The sequence below is a fragment of the Streptomyces endocoffeicus genome, assembly GCF_016741935.1.
GTDB lineage: Bacteria > Actinomycetota > Actinomycetes > Streptomycetales > Streptomycetaceae > Streptomyces > Streptomyces endocoffeicus.
Map to the genome: position 1 here is coordinate 299918 of NZ_JAERRG010000009.1, position 14990 is coordinate 314907.

Genomic DNA, 14990 nt, shown 5'->3' on the forward strand with positions numbered 1-14990 from the left:
TCTTGGCGGTTCTTGGGGCGCAGGGTCAGACGACCATGCCGAGGAGCCTCTGCCGGATGCTCGGATCGATGTGCTGCATCGAGTCGGCGTAGCGTTTTGCCAGGTCAACCATGTACGACCAGTCCATAGCTGAGCACGGCGCGTAGTACAGGTTCTTCGGGTGGTCCTGACGCGTGGACGGCGGCAGCCAGTCGAAGTCGGTGACCATGAGCGAGAGCCTGCGCTGACGCACGCGGCTGGCGTTAATGTACTGCCAGATCTGTGTGTACTCGGTTCCGCCCGACACCTTCGGGATCCTGCGGAACTCCTTCCAGATCTGAGCCGTCGACTTGTTCTCCGTGCGCAGCATCACCTCCTGGGACAGGAAGTGGCTGAACGAGTTGAAGTACAGGTTAATGTTGAGCTTCTTGGCGATCCGGATGAGCATCATGACCGCCTCCTGGTAGTTCTCCTCGGAGATCGAACCGGAGGTGTCGATGTAGATGTGCAGGTCGGGCATGTACTGCACCGAGGGGATCCGGCCGGGCTTGTTGAAGTCGTCCGGGTTCCGGCGGTTGGCCTTGAGGAAGGTCGCCTTCGTCGTGCGGAAGATGTTCTGCGACCTGTTGACCCTGCCCATCCGGCGCAGCACCCGGGTGATGTCTTTGAGCAGGTCGAGCTTGCTCGGCGGCTGCTTGCGAAACGCCACCTGGGCGCTACGGCTGCCGGGCTGGCCCGGTTGCTGCTTGGCTCCCAGGGCGGCGGCCCGGGCGGCAGCCCGTGGCAGCGATGTCAGCTTGGACAGCGACGTGTTCGAGACGACCTTCACTGGCGAAGTCAGCGACTGTTTGATGAGATCCCACTCCCCCGTGATCTTCGCCGCGGTGGCCCGGGCATGGGCCTCGACGTTGACCAGAACGAGGGAACGCGGGCAGAACAGTTCACCGACCGTGAACGGCAGGACGCCGGTGTCCAGGGCGGTGTTCTGCTGGCTGGCCTGGGCCCGCTGCTGCTCGACATAGTTCATGAGCATGTGCACGAGCACGCGGGCGAAAGAGTGCTCATCGTTGGCGTCAGAGTCGTCCTTGCGCACCAGCAGCGACTCGGTGAGCCCCTTCAGGGACAGGGCCGTGAAGTCGTTGAGCAACTTGGTAGTGGCCGGCGGCAACGCACTGGCCATCGTCTGAGTCTGCCGGGACAGCCAGACCTTGAAGTCGTCAAAGGCCGCGGAGGACTGGAACCAGAACCCGAGGGTGTCGGGGTGGAAGGTGTAGGCGATCGAGGCGAAGAAGGCGCTCTCGTCGCCGGTCCCCGCCAGCAGAGCCTTCGCGGCCGGGAGGACATCAGCCTGCGCGGTGTAGAGCACCCGCGGGGAGGGCGCGGGCATCTTGTTCTGCTGCCCGGCCTGGACGGCGAAGAGCTCGGCGACCGGCAGCGGTGTGCCCTGGTCGAAGTTGATCAGGGTCTGCCCGAGCAACTCCTTGACCGTCTGCTCGCTGGCCACGTTCAGTGTGTCGCCGAGGCAGCTCAGGACCAGTTCCGGGATGTCCCCCGTCAGATCAGCGCCCTGGGCGTCGGTGATGCTCGCCGGGGCGTTGGGGTTCAACGGCTCCAGCAGCGGGTCGATGAGGGTCTGCCGGATCGCCGGCATCGGGTCGTAATCACCGGTGCACGAGATGGTGTGCAGTGCGTCGAGTACGGCCGGCTTCTGGTTCGTGACGGTGATCGTCATGGGTCGTGGTCTCCTTCTGAGGACAAGGCAGCGGCAGAGCGCCGCCGGTGGTGGGGAGTTGCAGCAAGGACGACACCGCAGCAGTCCCCACCACCAGTGAGCGAGCGATCAGAGGAAGGCCGAGAGGACCGGCTTGGCATTGTTGACGATCGGAGTGTCGATCTCCATGAAGGCCTCCAGGTTCTGGCGGTCGATCTGCTGGTTGGTCACCATCTCGATGAGCGTGCGGGTGTGCTCCGGCTCGATCTGGGTGATGGCCTGGGCCAGCTGCTCGATGAGGCGCGCGTTGTCCTCGCTCTCCTTGAGCGCGTACAGCAGCGACCCGGACTTCTCGTTGCCGGTCAGCGTCGCGATGACCGCGGCCATGTCGGTCATGGTCGCCGCGTTCTTCAGGTTCTGGTAGCAGTTCGGCTTCGGGACGTTCACCCGGTTCTGCTGCATGCCGCCGGCGTTGTTCGCCAGGTCCTGAGCGATGGTGGCCACGAGCTGCGTGGTGAACATGGTGTCTCCGACGTAGGCCTCGATGGCCTCGTTCAGCAGCGAGGTCTCGCGGTCGCCGAGCTGGATCGGGGTGGCCAGGTACTGCGCCAGCTGCTGCGGGTCGGCCGCGTTGAGCCACTTCGACAGGTTGTCGATGGTGCGCGGCGTGGTGAGCTGGTTCATCTCCTCGCCGCCGTCGAACAGATCGGCCATCGTGACGTTGCCGTTGTCGTCGTCGTCCTGGCCGTCGGCGACGATGGCCTCGGGCGTCGACTTCTGGAAGATGAGCCCGGGGTGCTGCGTGAGCACCGTCTTCACCCAGGGGTTCATGTTGTCGCCGAGGATGGACATGAGGGTGGCGGCGTCGGGCTCGACGTGGAAGATCGCGAAGCGGGACAGGCTCGCCTCGTCGAGCGAGGTGACGTTGCCCCTGTCGTTGCCGGCCACGATGATGCGGACGTTCTTGGGCAGCTCGACGTAGCCCATGCGGCGCAGCGTGACCAGGGTCAGCGCGCCGGAGGTGACGTCGGAGGTGGTGCGGTTGATCTCGTCGAGGAAGAGGATCGGCCACTCACGCGGGTTCTTCTCGGCGTAGTCGATGCACTCCTGGATCACCTGGTGCGGGTAGAAAACCTGCTTGTAGCTCTGCGTGCCGTCGTCCTTGGTGTATGGCGCCAGGCGCGCACCGGTGAGGTCGGCCTTGTCGGCGAGCTGGTTGCACGGCAGCGTGAACGCCTGCGTGCCCATGGAGTAGGCCAGGTCCTCGACGAAGCTGGACTTGCCGATGCCGGGGTCGCCCATGAGAGCGGGCGTCGCGCCGACCTCAAGTGACTGCTTGATGAGGGTCGTCAGGGTGTCGTTGAACTTCATGTCGATGTCTTTTCTGTGCGCGGGCGAGGAAGAGAGAGAAAGACAAGAGATGTCGGAGGACGGCGCTGCTGCTCTCGGCATCGCCGAGGTCGAAGGGGCCCGTGAACGGTCCTGTGGTGCAGGCCGTGCGCCGCGCCGTCGGAGCCTGGCGGAGACCTGCACTCCCGCCATTGGTGGCGATGGAGCCCCGCTGCACATCGCCACCCGATCGCGCTCCGCGCGATCCAGCACTGTCCCCCACCTGTGCTCGGCCCTGCCGCAGCACCCGCCGCCCACTCCATCCGCTGCCGGAGGCAGCGGATGAACCAGGAGCAGAAGCAGCAGCAGGCACAGAGCGTCAGTTGGTCGACGAGGAACGGGCCTTGCGGTCGGCCACGAGCGCGGCGGCCCGGTCGAGGAGGAAGGGCCGGCCGTTGCGCCGCTCGCTGTGCTTGGGGCGCTCAGGTATGACGTCAAGCGCCGCCTTGTAGAGCAACCACGCGGTGTCGCCCGTCGAATACTCGACCCCGAGGGCGCTGTAGGCGCGCAGTTGCGTCCGCATCCAGCCGTAGAGCGAGGCCAGAACCGAGAACTCCCAGCGGGACATGTCGTGGTTGAAGTCACCGGGATCCCGGAGCTGGTGGCGTGAACCGGCCAGGGTCTGCTCGACGATGGCCTGCCAGTACGGGATGTCGGGCATCTCCTCGGCGGTGTCGACAGCTGATGCTGAAGCACCGGAGCTCTCGCTGGCGTTCACGGCCAGCTGCGCGTAGAGGTCCTCTATGGAGGCGAAGGCCGGCGCGCTAGTTGCTGCGTTGACGTGAGCGACGATGCGATCGGGCACCGGCTGGCGGGTGAAGGTCGACCAGTGGTCCAGGAGCAGCTCGTACCAGCCGTGTTCCTCGCGCAGGACGCGCTTGCCGGCGGCCACGGGGAAGTCGTGGAAGTTCTTCGGCAGTGGCATGACGAGGTGGAAGCCCCGGCCGGACATCGACAGTTCCGAGTAGAGGATGCCCGGCAGCCGCAGCAGGTCTGTGGCCACTCCTGGCCGGCAGTCGGCCTCGATGTCGAGGACGAGCAGCCCATCAGTCTGGGCTTGGAGGTAGAAGGCGGTGTTCGCGGCATTCGGTATCGCCGCGGTGAGCTCGTCGAGGGTGAGCAGGCAGGTCTCGTTCAGGGCAAAGGCTCCGCGCAGCGAGCCGGCGTGCTTGCAGCTGGACGTGCAGCCGGCGAGCAGGTGCCGTACGTCGATCGGGGCCTTGCGCTTCGGCGGCTTGGTGGAATCGTCGGGGGTCTCTTCCCCGATCTGTCCGGAGATGGTCCACCGACAGGCACTGGCGAGAGTACGGATCGCGGGGTTGCCGTAGAACTGCGGGAACCAGGCATGGGGGTCGGCTGGAGTCATCGTGGGACGCACGCTTTCGACCGGAGGGGGCAGGAGGGGAAGAGAATGACAGGACCCCCGTACTGCACGGATGCGAGTACGGGGGTCTCATCGACGGTCAGCGTGGATCAGCCCTGGTAGGTGATCCCCGCCTGCTGGGCCGGGCCGGAGCCGTTCCAGGGGCCGGTGGCCACCGGCGCGCCCACGGGCGAACCGTTGTCCTTGAGGGAAGCGTTCTCGGCCTCCAGGCGCGCGAGCTTCTCCTCCAGGGTCTCCTGCTGGGCAGGAGCCGGAGCGGGAGCTGCGGCCGGAACAGCGTCGGTCGCCGGGGCGGCCTGAACCGGAGACTGCGCGGCCACGGCCACAGGTTCGGACGCCGGCTGCGGGGCCGGGAAGGACAGGCCGTCCTCCACCTCGGTCGTCACCGGGACGGCGGCGGCAGCGGCAGCACTGGCAGGAGTGGCAGGAGTGGCCTGAACGGGGCGCGGCGTGCCGTTGAGCACGATGCCACGCGCAGCCAGCTCAGCCTGGTCGATGCCGCCGGCATTGTAGTAACGCGGCGCCTCGTGGACGATCGCCTGTTCGAGGGCCAGGCCGCGGTTGTTGAAGTTCTTCGGCTTGTAGGTACGCAGCACGAGCGTGACGTCGAGGCCCTGCGCGAGCTCCCGGCCGGACTCATCCTGGTCGTAGGTGCCGTCGCCCTTCGGAGAAGGGATCACGATGACCGGCAGGCTACTGCCCTTGGAGTCGATGGAGTAGTTGGGTCCGGTTTCGGGCCGCTTCGGGGAGTCGTAGCGGCGCTCGGAGACGAACTGCTCTTCGAGGGTGGGGTTGTTCGGATCGGCGAACTGGACCTCGGCGTGAATGATCGTCGCGGTGGTGTGCGGCTTGCCGACGGGGCTCATGCCGTTCTGCGTCTTGCGCTGATCGCTGGCAACGAGCTCCGCGCCCTCGATGAGGCGGGCGAGCACGGCGAAGCCGAGCTTCCCGCGGATGAAGACGTTCTTGCCCTCGGTGATCTGGCTGGCGGAGATGGAGTAGTTAGCCATGGTGATGCGGTTCCTTCGTTCGGTCTGGCGGTCGGTGACTCAGGGGTCCATTGGGGAGCTATCGGACAGGATCCTGACTGCCATCCAATCCCTTATTATATCAACTTCGATTCGGCTATGAGTAGAATGTCAATGTTGGACATGGAAGGTTGTGCACGCTATTCGCAGAGGAGTTGGAACAGGGATGACGGCTGCGATTCAGAGGCCAGTGGGGACGGCGTTGAAGCCGTCGGCGCAGACGAGAGCATCTGCCGGGAGTCACGCCGGCCCGATGGGCTTCGGCAACGGACCCGTCATCGCCGCCAGCGTCATGGTGGGCGGAGCGGCGCTCTTCGCCGGATGGGGCCTGACGCAGCTCGCGACGTCCGACGGCGGCTTCATCCAGGCACTGCAGGGCAATCACGCCCCGGTCGAGGCACCGGTGAATCCCGGCGAGAAGAACGCCGGAGGCGGCACCGCCCAGCAGCCGAGCGAGGGCGACACGGGGAAGCAGGACGAGAACGGGGCAAGCCAGGATCCGACGCCGGGCCGCGGCGACGAGGACAAGCACAACGGATCGGGTGCACCGGCCGAGGCGAAGCCATACACCATCAAGCCAGGCGATACGCTCACCGCGATCTCGGGGACGACGGGGGTGCCGATCGGCATCCTGGTCGAGACGAACAAGATCCAGAATCCGGATCTCATCTACGCGGGGGCTTCGCTGCTCATCCCGCCGGTGTGACGACCCGGCAGGACGGCACTGCCGCGTACCGAGCCCGATTCGATGCCCTGATCGCCACGAGGCGGTCGGGCATCGTCGTCTTCTCAGGCGGAGGATTCTGCTTCCCGGAGGGCCTGCAGGTCCATCAGTCACGTGCGCAGCTGGTGCAGCTGCTCGACCTCGTCGTTCATCGACCGGATGCCATCCGGCGCGTAGTCCTGCGGGTATTCGAGCTTGTACGCGCTGAGCAACTCGATCTTCGCATCGACGAGATCGAGCGCTGTACTCAGATCGAGGACGTCGTCCGGCGTGAGCCCGGGAATCGGCGGAGGCGGTCATGCTTCGGTCCTGGGCTCTGCCACTCAGTCGCTGCTCGCGGTCGGGGGGGGAGGTTCTGGATGTCCGGCCAGCGGTTCATTACGCGGTAGAGACTCCCCTCAGGGGCCCGCCAGAGCGTGGTCTCGCCGCGGTAGACGCCGGCGTGGTTGCTGTGGAACTTGACCGTGAGGTCCTCCATGCTCAGCGGTTTGCTCATGGTTGCTGCTCTTGGACGTCGAAGGTGCCGAAGACGAACTGCGTGGCCTCGTAGGGCTCACCGCGAGGCGTCACCCGGGACCGGCGTGAGCCGGTCCATGGCATGTCTCCCCGCAAAGACTCGGCCCGGGGCCGACGCCCGGATCAGTTGTGCTGATCCCCTCCCCTGCGAAAATGCAGCATCGTAACAGCGCCAGAGAACAGTAAACCCCGCCGGCCAGGCTGCCGGCGGGGCGTCTGAGGTACGAGGTCGTGGTCTCTCACGCCGCCTCAGTGTCGTCGGACTCACCCCGGCCAAACAGGAATCCGCGGACGTCACCGTTCTTCATCATGTCCTGCAGATGCGCCAGGAACACCGCGCGCCGTGTGGCCCGGCGATCGGCCAAGGAGTCGTACTCGCGCAGTACCTTCAGGTTGACGACCCAGCCGTTCTCGCGAGAGATGGCCTGGTCAAGCTGAGAGTCCGGCACGACGTCCATGCCGGTGAAGTCGTGGTCGAACTCGGGTGCGATGTCGAGATGTTGATTCGGCCCGTCGATGTAGAGCGTGTCGACACCGGCCTGCTGGCCGGCCTTGTCGAATGCCACGAGGAACACACGGTCCGCTCTGGTGGTGTTGTCGACGTGGACCGCTGCAACGTTCGTGTCACCGATGAAGCTCGTCTGCTCGAACCGCTCGTACACGCGGGCACGAGCGTCATGGCACCACATGATGCGCCGGGCTTCGTTGAAACCTTTGAACTCGTCAGAGTTGGACGCTTCAGGGTGGGGGTGGATCATCGGTGCGCTCCTTCATATGCGAGATCCGGGAGATTTGCGATGCCAGGGCGCGCATTGGCTACGACACACGCCTCGAAGCAGCGAGCCTCAATCGTTCTTCACTGCGGCGCGGCAGGAGCAACTGCTGGGAGCTCGCCTCGCTCCTGCTGCGCGCCGCTCGCCCGGGGAAGCAGATCTTCCCCGGGCGAAGGGCCGGCTGGGCCCAGGAGCATCGGCGGTGGGCCGTCACTGTGGTGCGCGGTGCCGGCTGGTCCGTCGCGTGCTTGGAGGTCATGCAGTTCGCCCCGTCTGGCTCGGGGGGCCTTCTCTCATGAAAGTCCAGCGGCCGCGCTGTTCTCACGCCGCGCACGGGTCTATTCCGGGCACCGCCGACGTGCTCGAACAGACCGGTGGAAGGCCCCAGCGGTTCCTCAGATCTGCTGGTGATGACTCTGCTGAGAGTCGTTATGCACAGGCCCCGGCAGGGGCCCGGTTCTGCGCTGGCGAGAGCGGGTGCCAGGACGGTGGTTGGAGCCACCCTCTGGTGCCCGCCTCCTGGTGCATGCGGCGCGTTCGTTGCCGCTCACCGGGCCAGCTCGCCGCTGGCCTGTTCGGCTCCGCCGCGGGCGAGTTCGGCTTGTGCCTCACTCGTCCGGCGGTGGGGCCGGGCTTGCATCGGCAACGCTAGGCATATGCGGCGGGCGATGCCATTTCGCCGGTGCACAAACTGACCATTGACACCTGTTGGCATTGCACCAGTCGGCCGCGTGCCAGCGCGGAAGTGCAGCTTCCTCATGACGGTCGTGTCGGGGGTGCACACATCCCGGTTCCCGGTATGACTCATCCGGTACTTGGCAAACTTTGCACCACATTCACAACACCACGCCTCGACCGGCCAGTTGGTCGGCAAAGCGCCATTTCACCGGTGGACCTTTGTGATCTTGACAGGGTGAGTTTACCGGGTCTTCAAACTTGATGGGGGTGCGGTGGTGATGGGCGGGCTGGCCGGTCACGCTGCGTGAGGTGGATGGGGAGCGGGTGTCCCGGTCGCAATGAGCCCGCGGGCCTTCGTGATCATGGTTGTTCTCTAGCTGGAGCCGCTGGCCGGACGCCGCGGTGTCGCCGTGCTGGGGGATGCCGGGCCAGGTGCTGGTGCGGTGCGCGGTCTCGAGGCGGCCTGCGTACTCGTCGACCCCGGGCAGTTCCTGCTCGGCGGTCACTCGGTCTCGCTGGTCTCGAGGCTGAGGTGGTTCTGCCATGCGGCGACGGCGTAGCGGGGCCAGTGCGCCACCGGGGAGTTCCAGCCGCAGGCGCAGGTGAGCACGGCGCCCTCGCCGGTGCGCTCGGCCCACTGCGGGGGGGTGCTCCTCGATGACCGGGGCGTGCTCGGGGCACACGTAGCCGGTGTCGATGGTCGGCCGGATCTGCTGCCAGCCCTTCCCTGACCACGACGGGCGGGCCGGAGTTTTGCCGTCCATCCAGGCTGCGATGTCGTACTCGCGCAGGCAGGCCGGGAACAGGCAGTGCCGGAAAACGGGGGCTTCGGTGTGGGCGTTGGCGTCAGCGAGAACCTGCTCGAGGTCCTCGCGGGTGAGCGGGTACGAGTCGTGGGGCCAACTGGCTGAGCGGAACTGGGACCCGTAGGCGAACTCGGCGCCGAGGTTGACCGTGTCGGGGACGGCATTAAGGTAGGCGCGGATACGGGCGGCGGGCGTGGAAGCGGTCACTGGGCGGTCCCTTCGTGGGTTCGGATGGCGGCCATGACGCGCGTCGCGAGGAGTCTGGCGTTGCTGCCGGGCACCATGGGGCTGCCGTCGGACCACCCGTAGCAGCGGATCGTGTCGAGGACCGCTGGGTAGCGGGGGTCGCGGCGCGCGGCGACCCGATCGGCGACGGGCGGGACGTCGTACTCCCGGGCGAGGACCAGCTCGTACTGCGGGCGCCGCTGGAGGCAGCCGGGGCAGGTGACCTCAGCATCCATGGGAAGGTCGCCCTGCTCGGCGGAGCGGCCGCAGATGGCCGGACTACTGGTGACCCACGCGTCGAGGCGGTCTTCCCAGCCGTAGAGGGCGAGGTGTACGACGTCCGGCTCGCCGGTGAGACGCAGACTTGAGGTACCGGCAGGACCGGTCCAACTCGGCGGTCACGCGTCCTCCGATCCGCTGATCTTGCGGAACTGCATGGCCGGGCCGCGCGGCGGCGGAGGCTGACGCCAGGAGCGCACGTTGGCCAGCGTGCGGCGCGGGTGAACCGTGAGCACCCACGCCAGGGCGACGAGGCTGATCGGCGCGGCGGGCCAGAACTTCCAGGTGTGCCATCCGGGGGGGGGCGGCGTCCTCGGCCCAGGAGAGCAGGCGCGCGCGCCGGGCTGAATGCGGCCGAGGGCGTATCCAGCGGCGAACAGGGCCAGGACTGCGGCCGCCGTATAATGCCCGTTTCGCTGCACCGTCGGCAGCAGCTCTCCCCGTTCTCCGGGTCGGTGAAGACATCCGGCCCCTGGAAGGAGAACAGCTCGTCCGGCTCGTGTCCGCAGTCAAGTATCTGGTGGTGGTTGGTGAGTTCCATGCCGCTCCTAGAACGTGACCCGATTGCGGAGCATCTGCAGGCCGTCGTTCAGGTCGACCGTCGACATCTGGTGGCCGTTCAGCAGCGGGGTCGAGTCGAAGCCCATACCGCTCCGGCGTCCGTACTGCTTCCGCTCCGAGATCTCCCGCACGGCCACCGGGCGGGTGTCACCTTCAACGCTGGTTCCCTAGGCGCGGCTGTGGCGAATGACGATGTCCGCCGCCGCCTCGTCGCCCACCTCCGCTATGACCTCGTCGGCGTCGCTGCCCGCGTCGGATTCGCCGGCCGGCTGGCCTGCTCCTCGGCTGCCTCGTCGTTCTCGGCCTGAGCGGCCTCCATGGTGCGCGGCCCGTCGAAGTAGCCCGGAAGATCACCGGTCCTGCACCCCAGCTCAGCGGCCACGCAGAACACACACCGGCCCACGGTGTTACGGGTCTCCCACAGGGCGACGCCTTCCAGGGTGTGAACGTCCGTCATGCAGGTTCCGAACCCGTCCAGCTTCGTCACGGCGTACCCGGCGACCACGCCCCCTTACCCCGCTGCTCCCCGTTGTGGGTGCAGGCGGGACGGCTTTCGCCCCGGGAAAACTCGACGGCCGCACCGCACGAGCAGCACCCGCCCGCCATGACCGGGGCGGCCGTCTCGGCCTACGCGTCCTTGACGGGGTAGACCCGTCCGTCGGCGGACCGGTACAGCGTCCCCGCCTCGACCAGCGGCGCCACACGGGCAGCGGGCACCCTACGGCCCGCGTGCCCGAACCCGTCACCGCGCTGCCACAGCAGACCCGCCCCGGCCCACTCGATAACCTCGGCATCCGTGCCCGGCTCGGCGGTCTGTACGAACTCACTCGACGCCCGCGGCTCCGACGACTCCTGCGCCTCCGGCTCCTCATCGGCGCCGAGGACGGCGAGCGCGGCCCTGCCTGCGTCCATGGCGGCCTGAAGGTCGAGCTGGTACACCCCGTACCGCTCATCCACCGACGTGCACAGCGTGTGCCAGGCGTCGGCCGTGGCGTCGGTGAGGTTGGCGGGGATCGCCGACAGCGTGTCGTCCGCCTCGGTCGTGATCGGCTTCTCAACGCCGTTCACGTTGTACGTACGCGACACGTGCCGCTCATCGTCGTTCGAGCCCTCATCGAGGCGGACCGAGGTAGCGCCGGTCCGGTACCGGGTAATGACGTGCCCGATGTACGCGGCCGACAGCACCGCCACCGCGTTCTCGTCCAGGCCCTCACGCCCCAACGCGTCGATCACGGCGAGTTCGTCATCAGTCGGAGTCGCGGCCTTCAGTGCCGCGCGCTCTTCCTCGGCCTTGCGCAGCGCTGCCGCCTCCGCTTCCGCCTTGGCCTCCGCATCGGCGGCGGCCTGCGCGGCCTTGACCTCACCGGGCCAGGTGTCCCCGGCGGAAAGCCAACGATAGGGGCCGTCCTTCGCGGCCGTGTGCTTGGTGTCCTTCTCCGGCTCGGTCACGGCGCCGATGCGCACGGCCTGAGACCACAGGCGGAACGCGGCCTCACCCTCATTGGTGAGACCGAACGCGCGCACGCCGGGGGCGACGGCGTACACCTTCACGAACCCGGCCAGCCACAGGCCCGGTACCCGCTGCTTGTTGATTTTCGCGGAAACGTCGGCCTTGTCGGGGGAGACGTCAAAGGCGGCGAACCCGTCGGCGGTCTCGCGCACCTTGCCTTCACGCATCCATCCGAGGGCGCGCCACTGGGCCCGGCTGAAGTTCAGCGACTCGGCGGCGTCGATGTCGTCGGGGGTCATGGTGTCGGCGTCCTGTGCCGCGTGCCGGTCCAGGTGGAGGCGAGCGGCGTCGTCGGCCTCATCGCGGGAGGTGTACACGTACGCGGCGGAGACGTCGGCCACCGGGTCGCCGTACTTGTTGAGGGCCATGGACACGGGGGCGTGCCGGTCGCACTCGGCTACCCACTTGGTCTCGCGGACGTCCAGCGCGACCGCCCGCGCTGGGGTCGGCGTGTTGTAAGCGTCGCCGGAGGCGGGGACGTCGGCGGCCTCGTCCGCGTCGCTGCCCTCGGCGCTCTCGCCGACTGCCTCCTCGGGGGTAGCGACGGCATCGGCGGCCCGCTCGGAGTCAGCGGGGAGACCGGGAACGGGCTTGCCGTCGGCGTGCGCCCTGACCATGTCGCGGATGTCGTCGGTAAACGGCTCGTCGTTGATCACGGACGGGTGGCCGATGCGCTCACCGTCGGGGGACACCACGATCCACGGCCACTTACGGCCGTCCTCCTTCACGATCGTGTACACCTGCCCGCGCGTGGTCGCGTGCCACAGAAACCCCGTGATCCGCTTCACCGTGATACACCGCTTACCCGCCATGTCCGTGTGTCCATCCGTGTCGTTGTCGTGGTCCTGCTGTGTCCTGCTGTCGCTGTCGCCCGGAGGGAGGGCGGGGAAGTCCTCGATGCCCCGCGCTGCCAATTCCCGGCACTCCCCGCACCGCCACTCCAGCGGCCACACCCCCCGGCAGCACCGGCGCGGGGCGGTGCGCTCGGCCTCCCGTGCTGCCTCGCGGCGGGCCTCCCGGCGGTCCCGGATCCACGCCCTCCGCATCAGGGCTTCGATGCGCTGGCGGGTCTTCTCCGCCTCGACGGCCGCACGCTCCGCGCCCTTGCGGGCGGCGGCCAGGCGGCGGCGTTCCTCACCGCCCCCGGGGAGCACCGGCAAGGCGTGCGCGTCCTGGCCGGCGTGGCTGTCCCACTGGCGGGCGCGGCGGGCTTTGCGAACCGACGCCATGACGTCGGCCTCATCGCGCAGCACGCCCGGCCCGGCAGCCTCGGCGAGCCTGAGCGTCTCGTGTCCGTCCTCCGTCGCCACGACCAGGCCCGAGGCGTGACGCGCGAGGTATCCGCAGCGGGCGAGTAGCCGCACCCGCTCACCCTTGACCCGCCGCCCTGTACGGCCGTCCGCGTCTACCGCGCGGAACCCGGAAGCGTCGGCTTTCAGGCCACCGGCGACAGCCAGCCGCACCGTGTCCACGAACGCGGCGCACCAGCCGAGAGCGGCCATGGTCCGCGCGGCGTCGCTATCCGGGCCCTGTGAGCCGGTCGCGATCTGGGGGCCAGCGACCAGCGCCAGCCGGGGGCGCCAGGGCAGGGACGACCGGGTCTCGTCGTACTGGACGGTGAGGTCGTCCTCGGTGACGAGGGGCGGGTCAACAGTGGTGTAGGTCATGGTCTGTTCTCCTGGGTCGCGGTGAGGCTACGGATAGCGGTCGTTTCGCTTCCCCCTCGCTTCCTCCTTCAGCTCTTCAATATCGATGCCGTGGGCATACCCATAGCTCTCGATCAGGTCTTCCATATCCCGCAATCGCCCATCGCGGAACAGATCAAACACAGTGCGAAGGAAGTCCACTTTGTCATTCTGTGCTTTCCAGTCCGGCAGAGGGATCCGCTCCGACGCGGTCCGCAGCATCGCCGTCAAGGACATGACGGCCGTGTCGCCCCGGGCGTACAGGGTGTACGAACCATGGATGCTCTGAGATCCGTCCGGCATCGGCTCGCTCGTCAGCGCCACGCCGGGGTACGCATCAGCGATCCGGTCACTGATCGGTCGCAACGCCAAGACCTCAGGAAGGGTCATCTTGCGAGACGGGTCGGTGACCGGAGCCGTCCACAAAGCGCTGAAATCCGTGGCCTCGTCCAGACCAGGCGCTGATCGGAGAGCCGCATACGCAGCACCGCCCTCGTCAACGGCAGTCACATGGAAGAGGCCCCGCGCGCGGTCATGTGCCGCCTCCAGTACGCGTTCCCAGTCCTCCGCCAGGTGATCGAGTGACACATCCTGACGCACTGGAACCACTTCCTGCATGAGGTCTGCGAGAAGTTGAGCCTTGGGTGTTATTCCATTCTCCATCTCAGGGCTCTTCCTTTCCTTCCAGCTCGGAAGCTTCGCGCCGCAGATCCTCCGCGAAGCGGAGCATCTTTCTGTCGTGTTCGGTCCAGGAGCCTGCTGTCGCGGGGGCTACGCGCGGCGCGATACGTTCGGCAGCTTTCCGGAGCATCACCGGATCCTGACGGTGCATCCGTTGACGCAGAGTCTTCCGTCACTGACGGAAATACCATGACTCGTGCCAGCGTTGCACATGTCGACTCGTTTACTTGCGGAGACTTCCTGCGCAGCGTCTCCCTTAGCCATATCCCAATCAACCTTTCTCGTCAGATCTCACGCTCACCCTTGAGCCACTGCTGTGTTTCAGTTTCCGAGAGAATCTTGTTGAACTCGATGGCAGCAAACCATTCAAGACGCACAGCCAGACCCTTGTAGTACGAGTCATAAACATGCTGCATGTCTTCGAGCGTTTCGCAAACATAGAACAGATTGAAATCGGGAAGTCCGTCAGCCCGAATGAAATTACAGGCCAGAACCTCCTCTTCCTCCAGTATCGGCACAGCATTCGGACGGCTCAGGATCTGCAGGTCCCTGCGCCCGAACGGCTCGAAACCCATAGGGACCTGCTTCATGCCTTCTTCTCCTCTTCTGTGTACACAATCATGACAGGCACTTCCTCGCCTGCTCGATCTGCTTGCGCCATGGCTTGAGCGATGTTCTCCATGTAGACCGGAGGGGTTTCCTCCTTGAAGAGATGATCCAGGCTCATCTGCTTCGTGGGGTGGCCGATAATCCGGAAAGACGGGCTTTCCTGCTCGCTCCGCCGGACGAATGCGGTGCGCCCCTCCCTCTGAATCCGTATGACAACGTCCCGGAGCTCGATTGCGCTCCGGACAATCTCTCCTGCGTCCTTCACATGGCTCCTCCTTCAGCTTCCGCTTGCTCGATTACCTTGCAGAGCGCTTCCGCATGTTGCCGGAGATTCAATGGAATTTCCTTTACGGGAACACGGTGTTCCCGCGCTGCACGTCAGCCTCGACGTAGGTCAGGGCCTTTCCTGAGAGACCCGAGGTGGGCAGGAGTCTCCTTCCTGAGCAAGCTCA

Annotated in this window: 14 protein-coding genes; 1 reads left to right on the forward strand and 13 read right to left on the reverse strand. The window is 66.7% G+C overall.

What is annotated here, in order from left to right:
- Positions 1 to 25 precede the first annotated feature (25 nt).
- The 4 genes from JK364_RS23745 to JK364_RS57065 form a co-directional block, all read right to left on the reverse strand.
- Complete coding sequence (locus JK364_RS23745) at positions 26 to 1711, reverse strand: vWA domain-containing protein (protein WP_201853180.1); 1686 nt, start codon at positions 1709 to 1711, stop codon at positions 26 to 28.
- A 108-nt stretch (positions 1712 to 1819) separates the two neighbouring features.
- On the reverse strand, positions 1820 to 3061 hold the full coding sequence (locus JK364_RS23750; RefSeq protein WP_201853181.1) for an AAA family ATPase: 1242 nt from the start codon (positions 3059 to 3061) through the stop codon (positions 1820 to 1822).
- Between the two features lie 337 nt (positions 3062 to 3398).
- On the reverse strand, positions 3399 to 4445 hold the full coding sequence (locus JK364_RS23755; RefSeq protein WP_201853182.1) for a hypothetical protein: 1047 nt from the start codon (positions 4443 to 4445) through the stop codon (positions 3399 to 3401).
- A 107-nt stretch (positions 4446 to 4552) separates the two neighbouring features.
- Positions 4553 to 5473, reverse strand: a complete 921-nt coding sequence (locus tag JK364_RS57065) for a hypothetical protein (RefSeq protein WP_201853183.1) — start codon at positions 5471 to 5473, stop codon at positions 4553 to 4555.
- Positions 5474 to 5744: 271 nt separating this feature from the next.
- Between JK364_RS57065 and JK364_RS23765 the strand changes: the two genes are divergently transcribed.
- Complete coding sequence (locus JK364_RS23765) at positions 5745 to 6197, forward strand: LysM peptidoglycan-binding domain-containing protein (RefSeq protein ID WP_201853184.1); 453 nt, start codon at positions 5745 to 5747, stop codon at positions 6195 to 6197.
- Positions 6198 to 6970: 773 nt separating this feature from the next.
- Here JK364_RS23765 and JK364_RS23770 read toward each other — a convergent pair.
- The 9 genes from JK364_RS23770 to JK364_RS23810 form a co-directional block, all read right to left on the reverse strand.
- Positions 6971 to 7489 carry a hypothetical protein gene (locus JK364_RS23770; RefSeq protein WP_201853185.1) on the reverse strand — a complete coding sequence of 173 codons (519 nt, stop codon included), beginning with the start codon at positions 7487 to 7489 and terminating at the stop codon, positions 6971 to 6973.
- 851 nt (positions 7490 to 8340) lie between these two features.
- Positions 8341 to 9195: a hypothetical protein gene (locus JK364_RS23775; RefSeq protein ID WP_201853186.1), complete on the reverse strand. Its 855-nt coding sequence runs from the start codon at positions 9193 to 9195 to the stop codon at positions 8341 to 8343.
- Entirely contained in the window at positions 9192 to 9449 is a 258-nt protein-coding gene (locus tag JK364_RS23780) for a hypothetical protein (protein ID WP_201853187.1), read from the reverse strand. Before JK364_RS23780 ends, JK364_RS23775 begins: the two co-directional genes overlap by 4 nt.
- A 591-nt stretch (positions 9450 to 10040) precedes the next feature.
- Entirely contained in the window at positions 10041 to 10190 is a 150-nt protein-coding gene (locus JK364_RS23785; protein ID WP_201853188.1) for a hypothetical protein, read from the reverse strand.
- An 86-nt stretch (positions 10191 to 10276) separates the two neighbouring features.
- Positions 10277 to 10510 (reverse strand): hypothetical protein, encoded by a 234-nt coding sequence (locus JK364_RS23790; protein ID WP_201853189.1) that lies wholly within the window; start codon positions 10508 to 10510, stop codon positions 10277 to 10279.
- A gap of 170 nt (positions 10511 to 10680) precedes the next feature.
- Complete coding sequence (locus JK364_RS23795; protein ID WP_201853190.1) at positions 10681 to 13230, reverse strand: hypothetical protein; 2550 nt, start codon at positions 13228 to 13230, stop codon at positions 10681 to 10683.
- A 27-nt stretch (positions 13231 to 13257) separates the two neighbouring features.
- Entirely contained in the window at positions 13258 to 13911 is a 654-nt protein-coding gene (locus JK364_RS23800) for a hypothetical protein (RefSeq protein ID WP_201853191.1), read from the reverse strand.
- 302 nt (positions 13912 to 14213) lie between these two features.
- On the reverse strand, positions 14214 to 14519 hold the full coding sequence (locus JK364_RS23805; protein ID WP_201853192.1) for a hypothetical protein: 306 nt from the start codon (positions 14517 to 14519) through the stop codon (positions 14214 to 14216).
- The gene (locus JK364_RS23810; RefSeq protein ID WP_201853193.1) at positions 14516 to 14803 is read right to left on the reverse strand and encodes a hypothetical protein; all 288 of its coding nucleotides are present in this window, start codon (positions 14801 to 14803) and stop codon (positions 14516 to 14518) included. The genes JK364_RS23805 and JK364_RS23810 overlap by 4 nt, the downstream gene beginning before the upstream one ends.
- Between the last annotated feature and the right edge of the window lie 187 nt (positions 14804 to 14990).

Coding starts and splice junctions, on each gene's coding strand:
- JK364_RS23745 (WP_201853180.1), bottom strand. CDS start 1,711: ATGACGATCACCGTCACGAACCAGAAGCCGGCCGTACTCGACGCACTG.
- JK364_RS23750 (WP_201853181.1), bottom strand. CDS start 3,061: ATGAAGTTCAACGACACCCTGACGACCCTCATCAAGCAGTCACTTGAG.
- JK364_RS23755 (WP_201853182.1), bottom strand. CDS start 4,445: ATGACTCCAGCCGACCCCCATGCCTGGTTCCCGCAGTTCTACGGCAAC.
- JK364_RS57065 (WP_201853183.1), bottom strand. CDS start 5,473: ATGGCTAACTACTCCATCTCCGCCAGCCAGATCACCGAGGGCAAGAAC.
- JK364_RS23765 (WP_201853184.1), top strand. CDS start 5,745: ATGGGCTTCGGCAACGGACCCGTCATCGCCGCCAGCGTCATGGTGGGC.
- JK364_RS23770 (WP_201853185.1), bottom strand. CDS start 7,489: ATGATCCACCCCCACCCTGAAGCGTCCAACTCTGACGAGTTCAAAGGT.
- JK364_RS23780 (WP_201853187.1), bottom strand. CDS start 9,449: ATGGATGCTGAGGTCACCTGCCCCGGCTGCCTCCAGCGGCGCCCGCAG.
- JK364_RS23790 (WP_201853189.1), bottom strand. CDS start 10,510: ATGACGGACGTTCACACCCTGGAAGGCGTCGCCCTGTGGGAGACCCGT.
- JK364_RS23795 (WP_201853190.1), bottom strand. CDS start 13,230: ATGACCTACACCACTGTTGACCCGCCCCTCGTCACCGAGGACGACCTC.
- JK364_RS23800 (WP_201853191.1), bottom strand. CDS start 13,911: ATGGAGAATGGAATAACACCCAAGGCTCAACTTCTCGCAGACCTCATG.
- JK364_RS23805 (WP_201853192.1), bottom strand. CDS start 14,519: ATGAAGCAGGTCCCTATGGGTTTCGAGCCGTTCGGGCGCAGGGACCTG.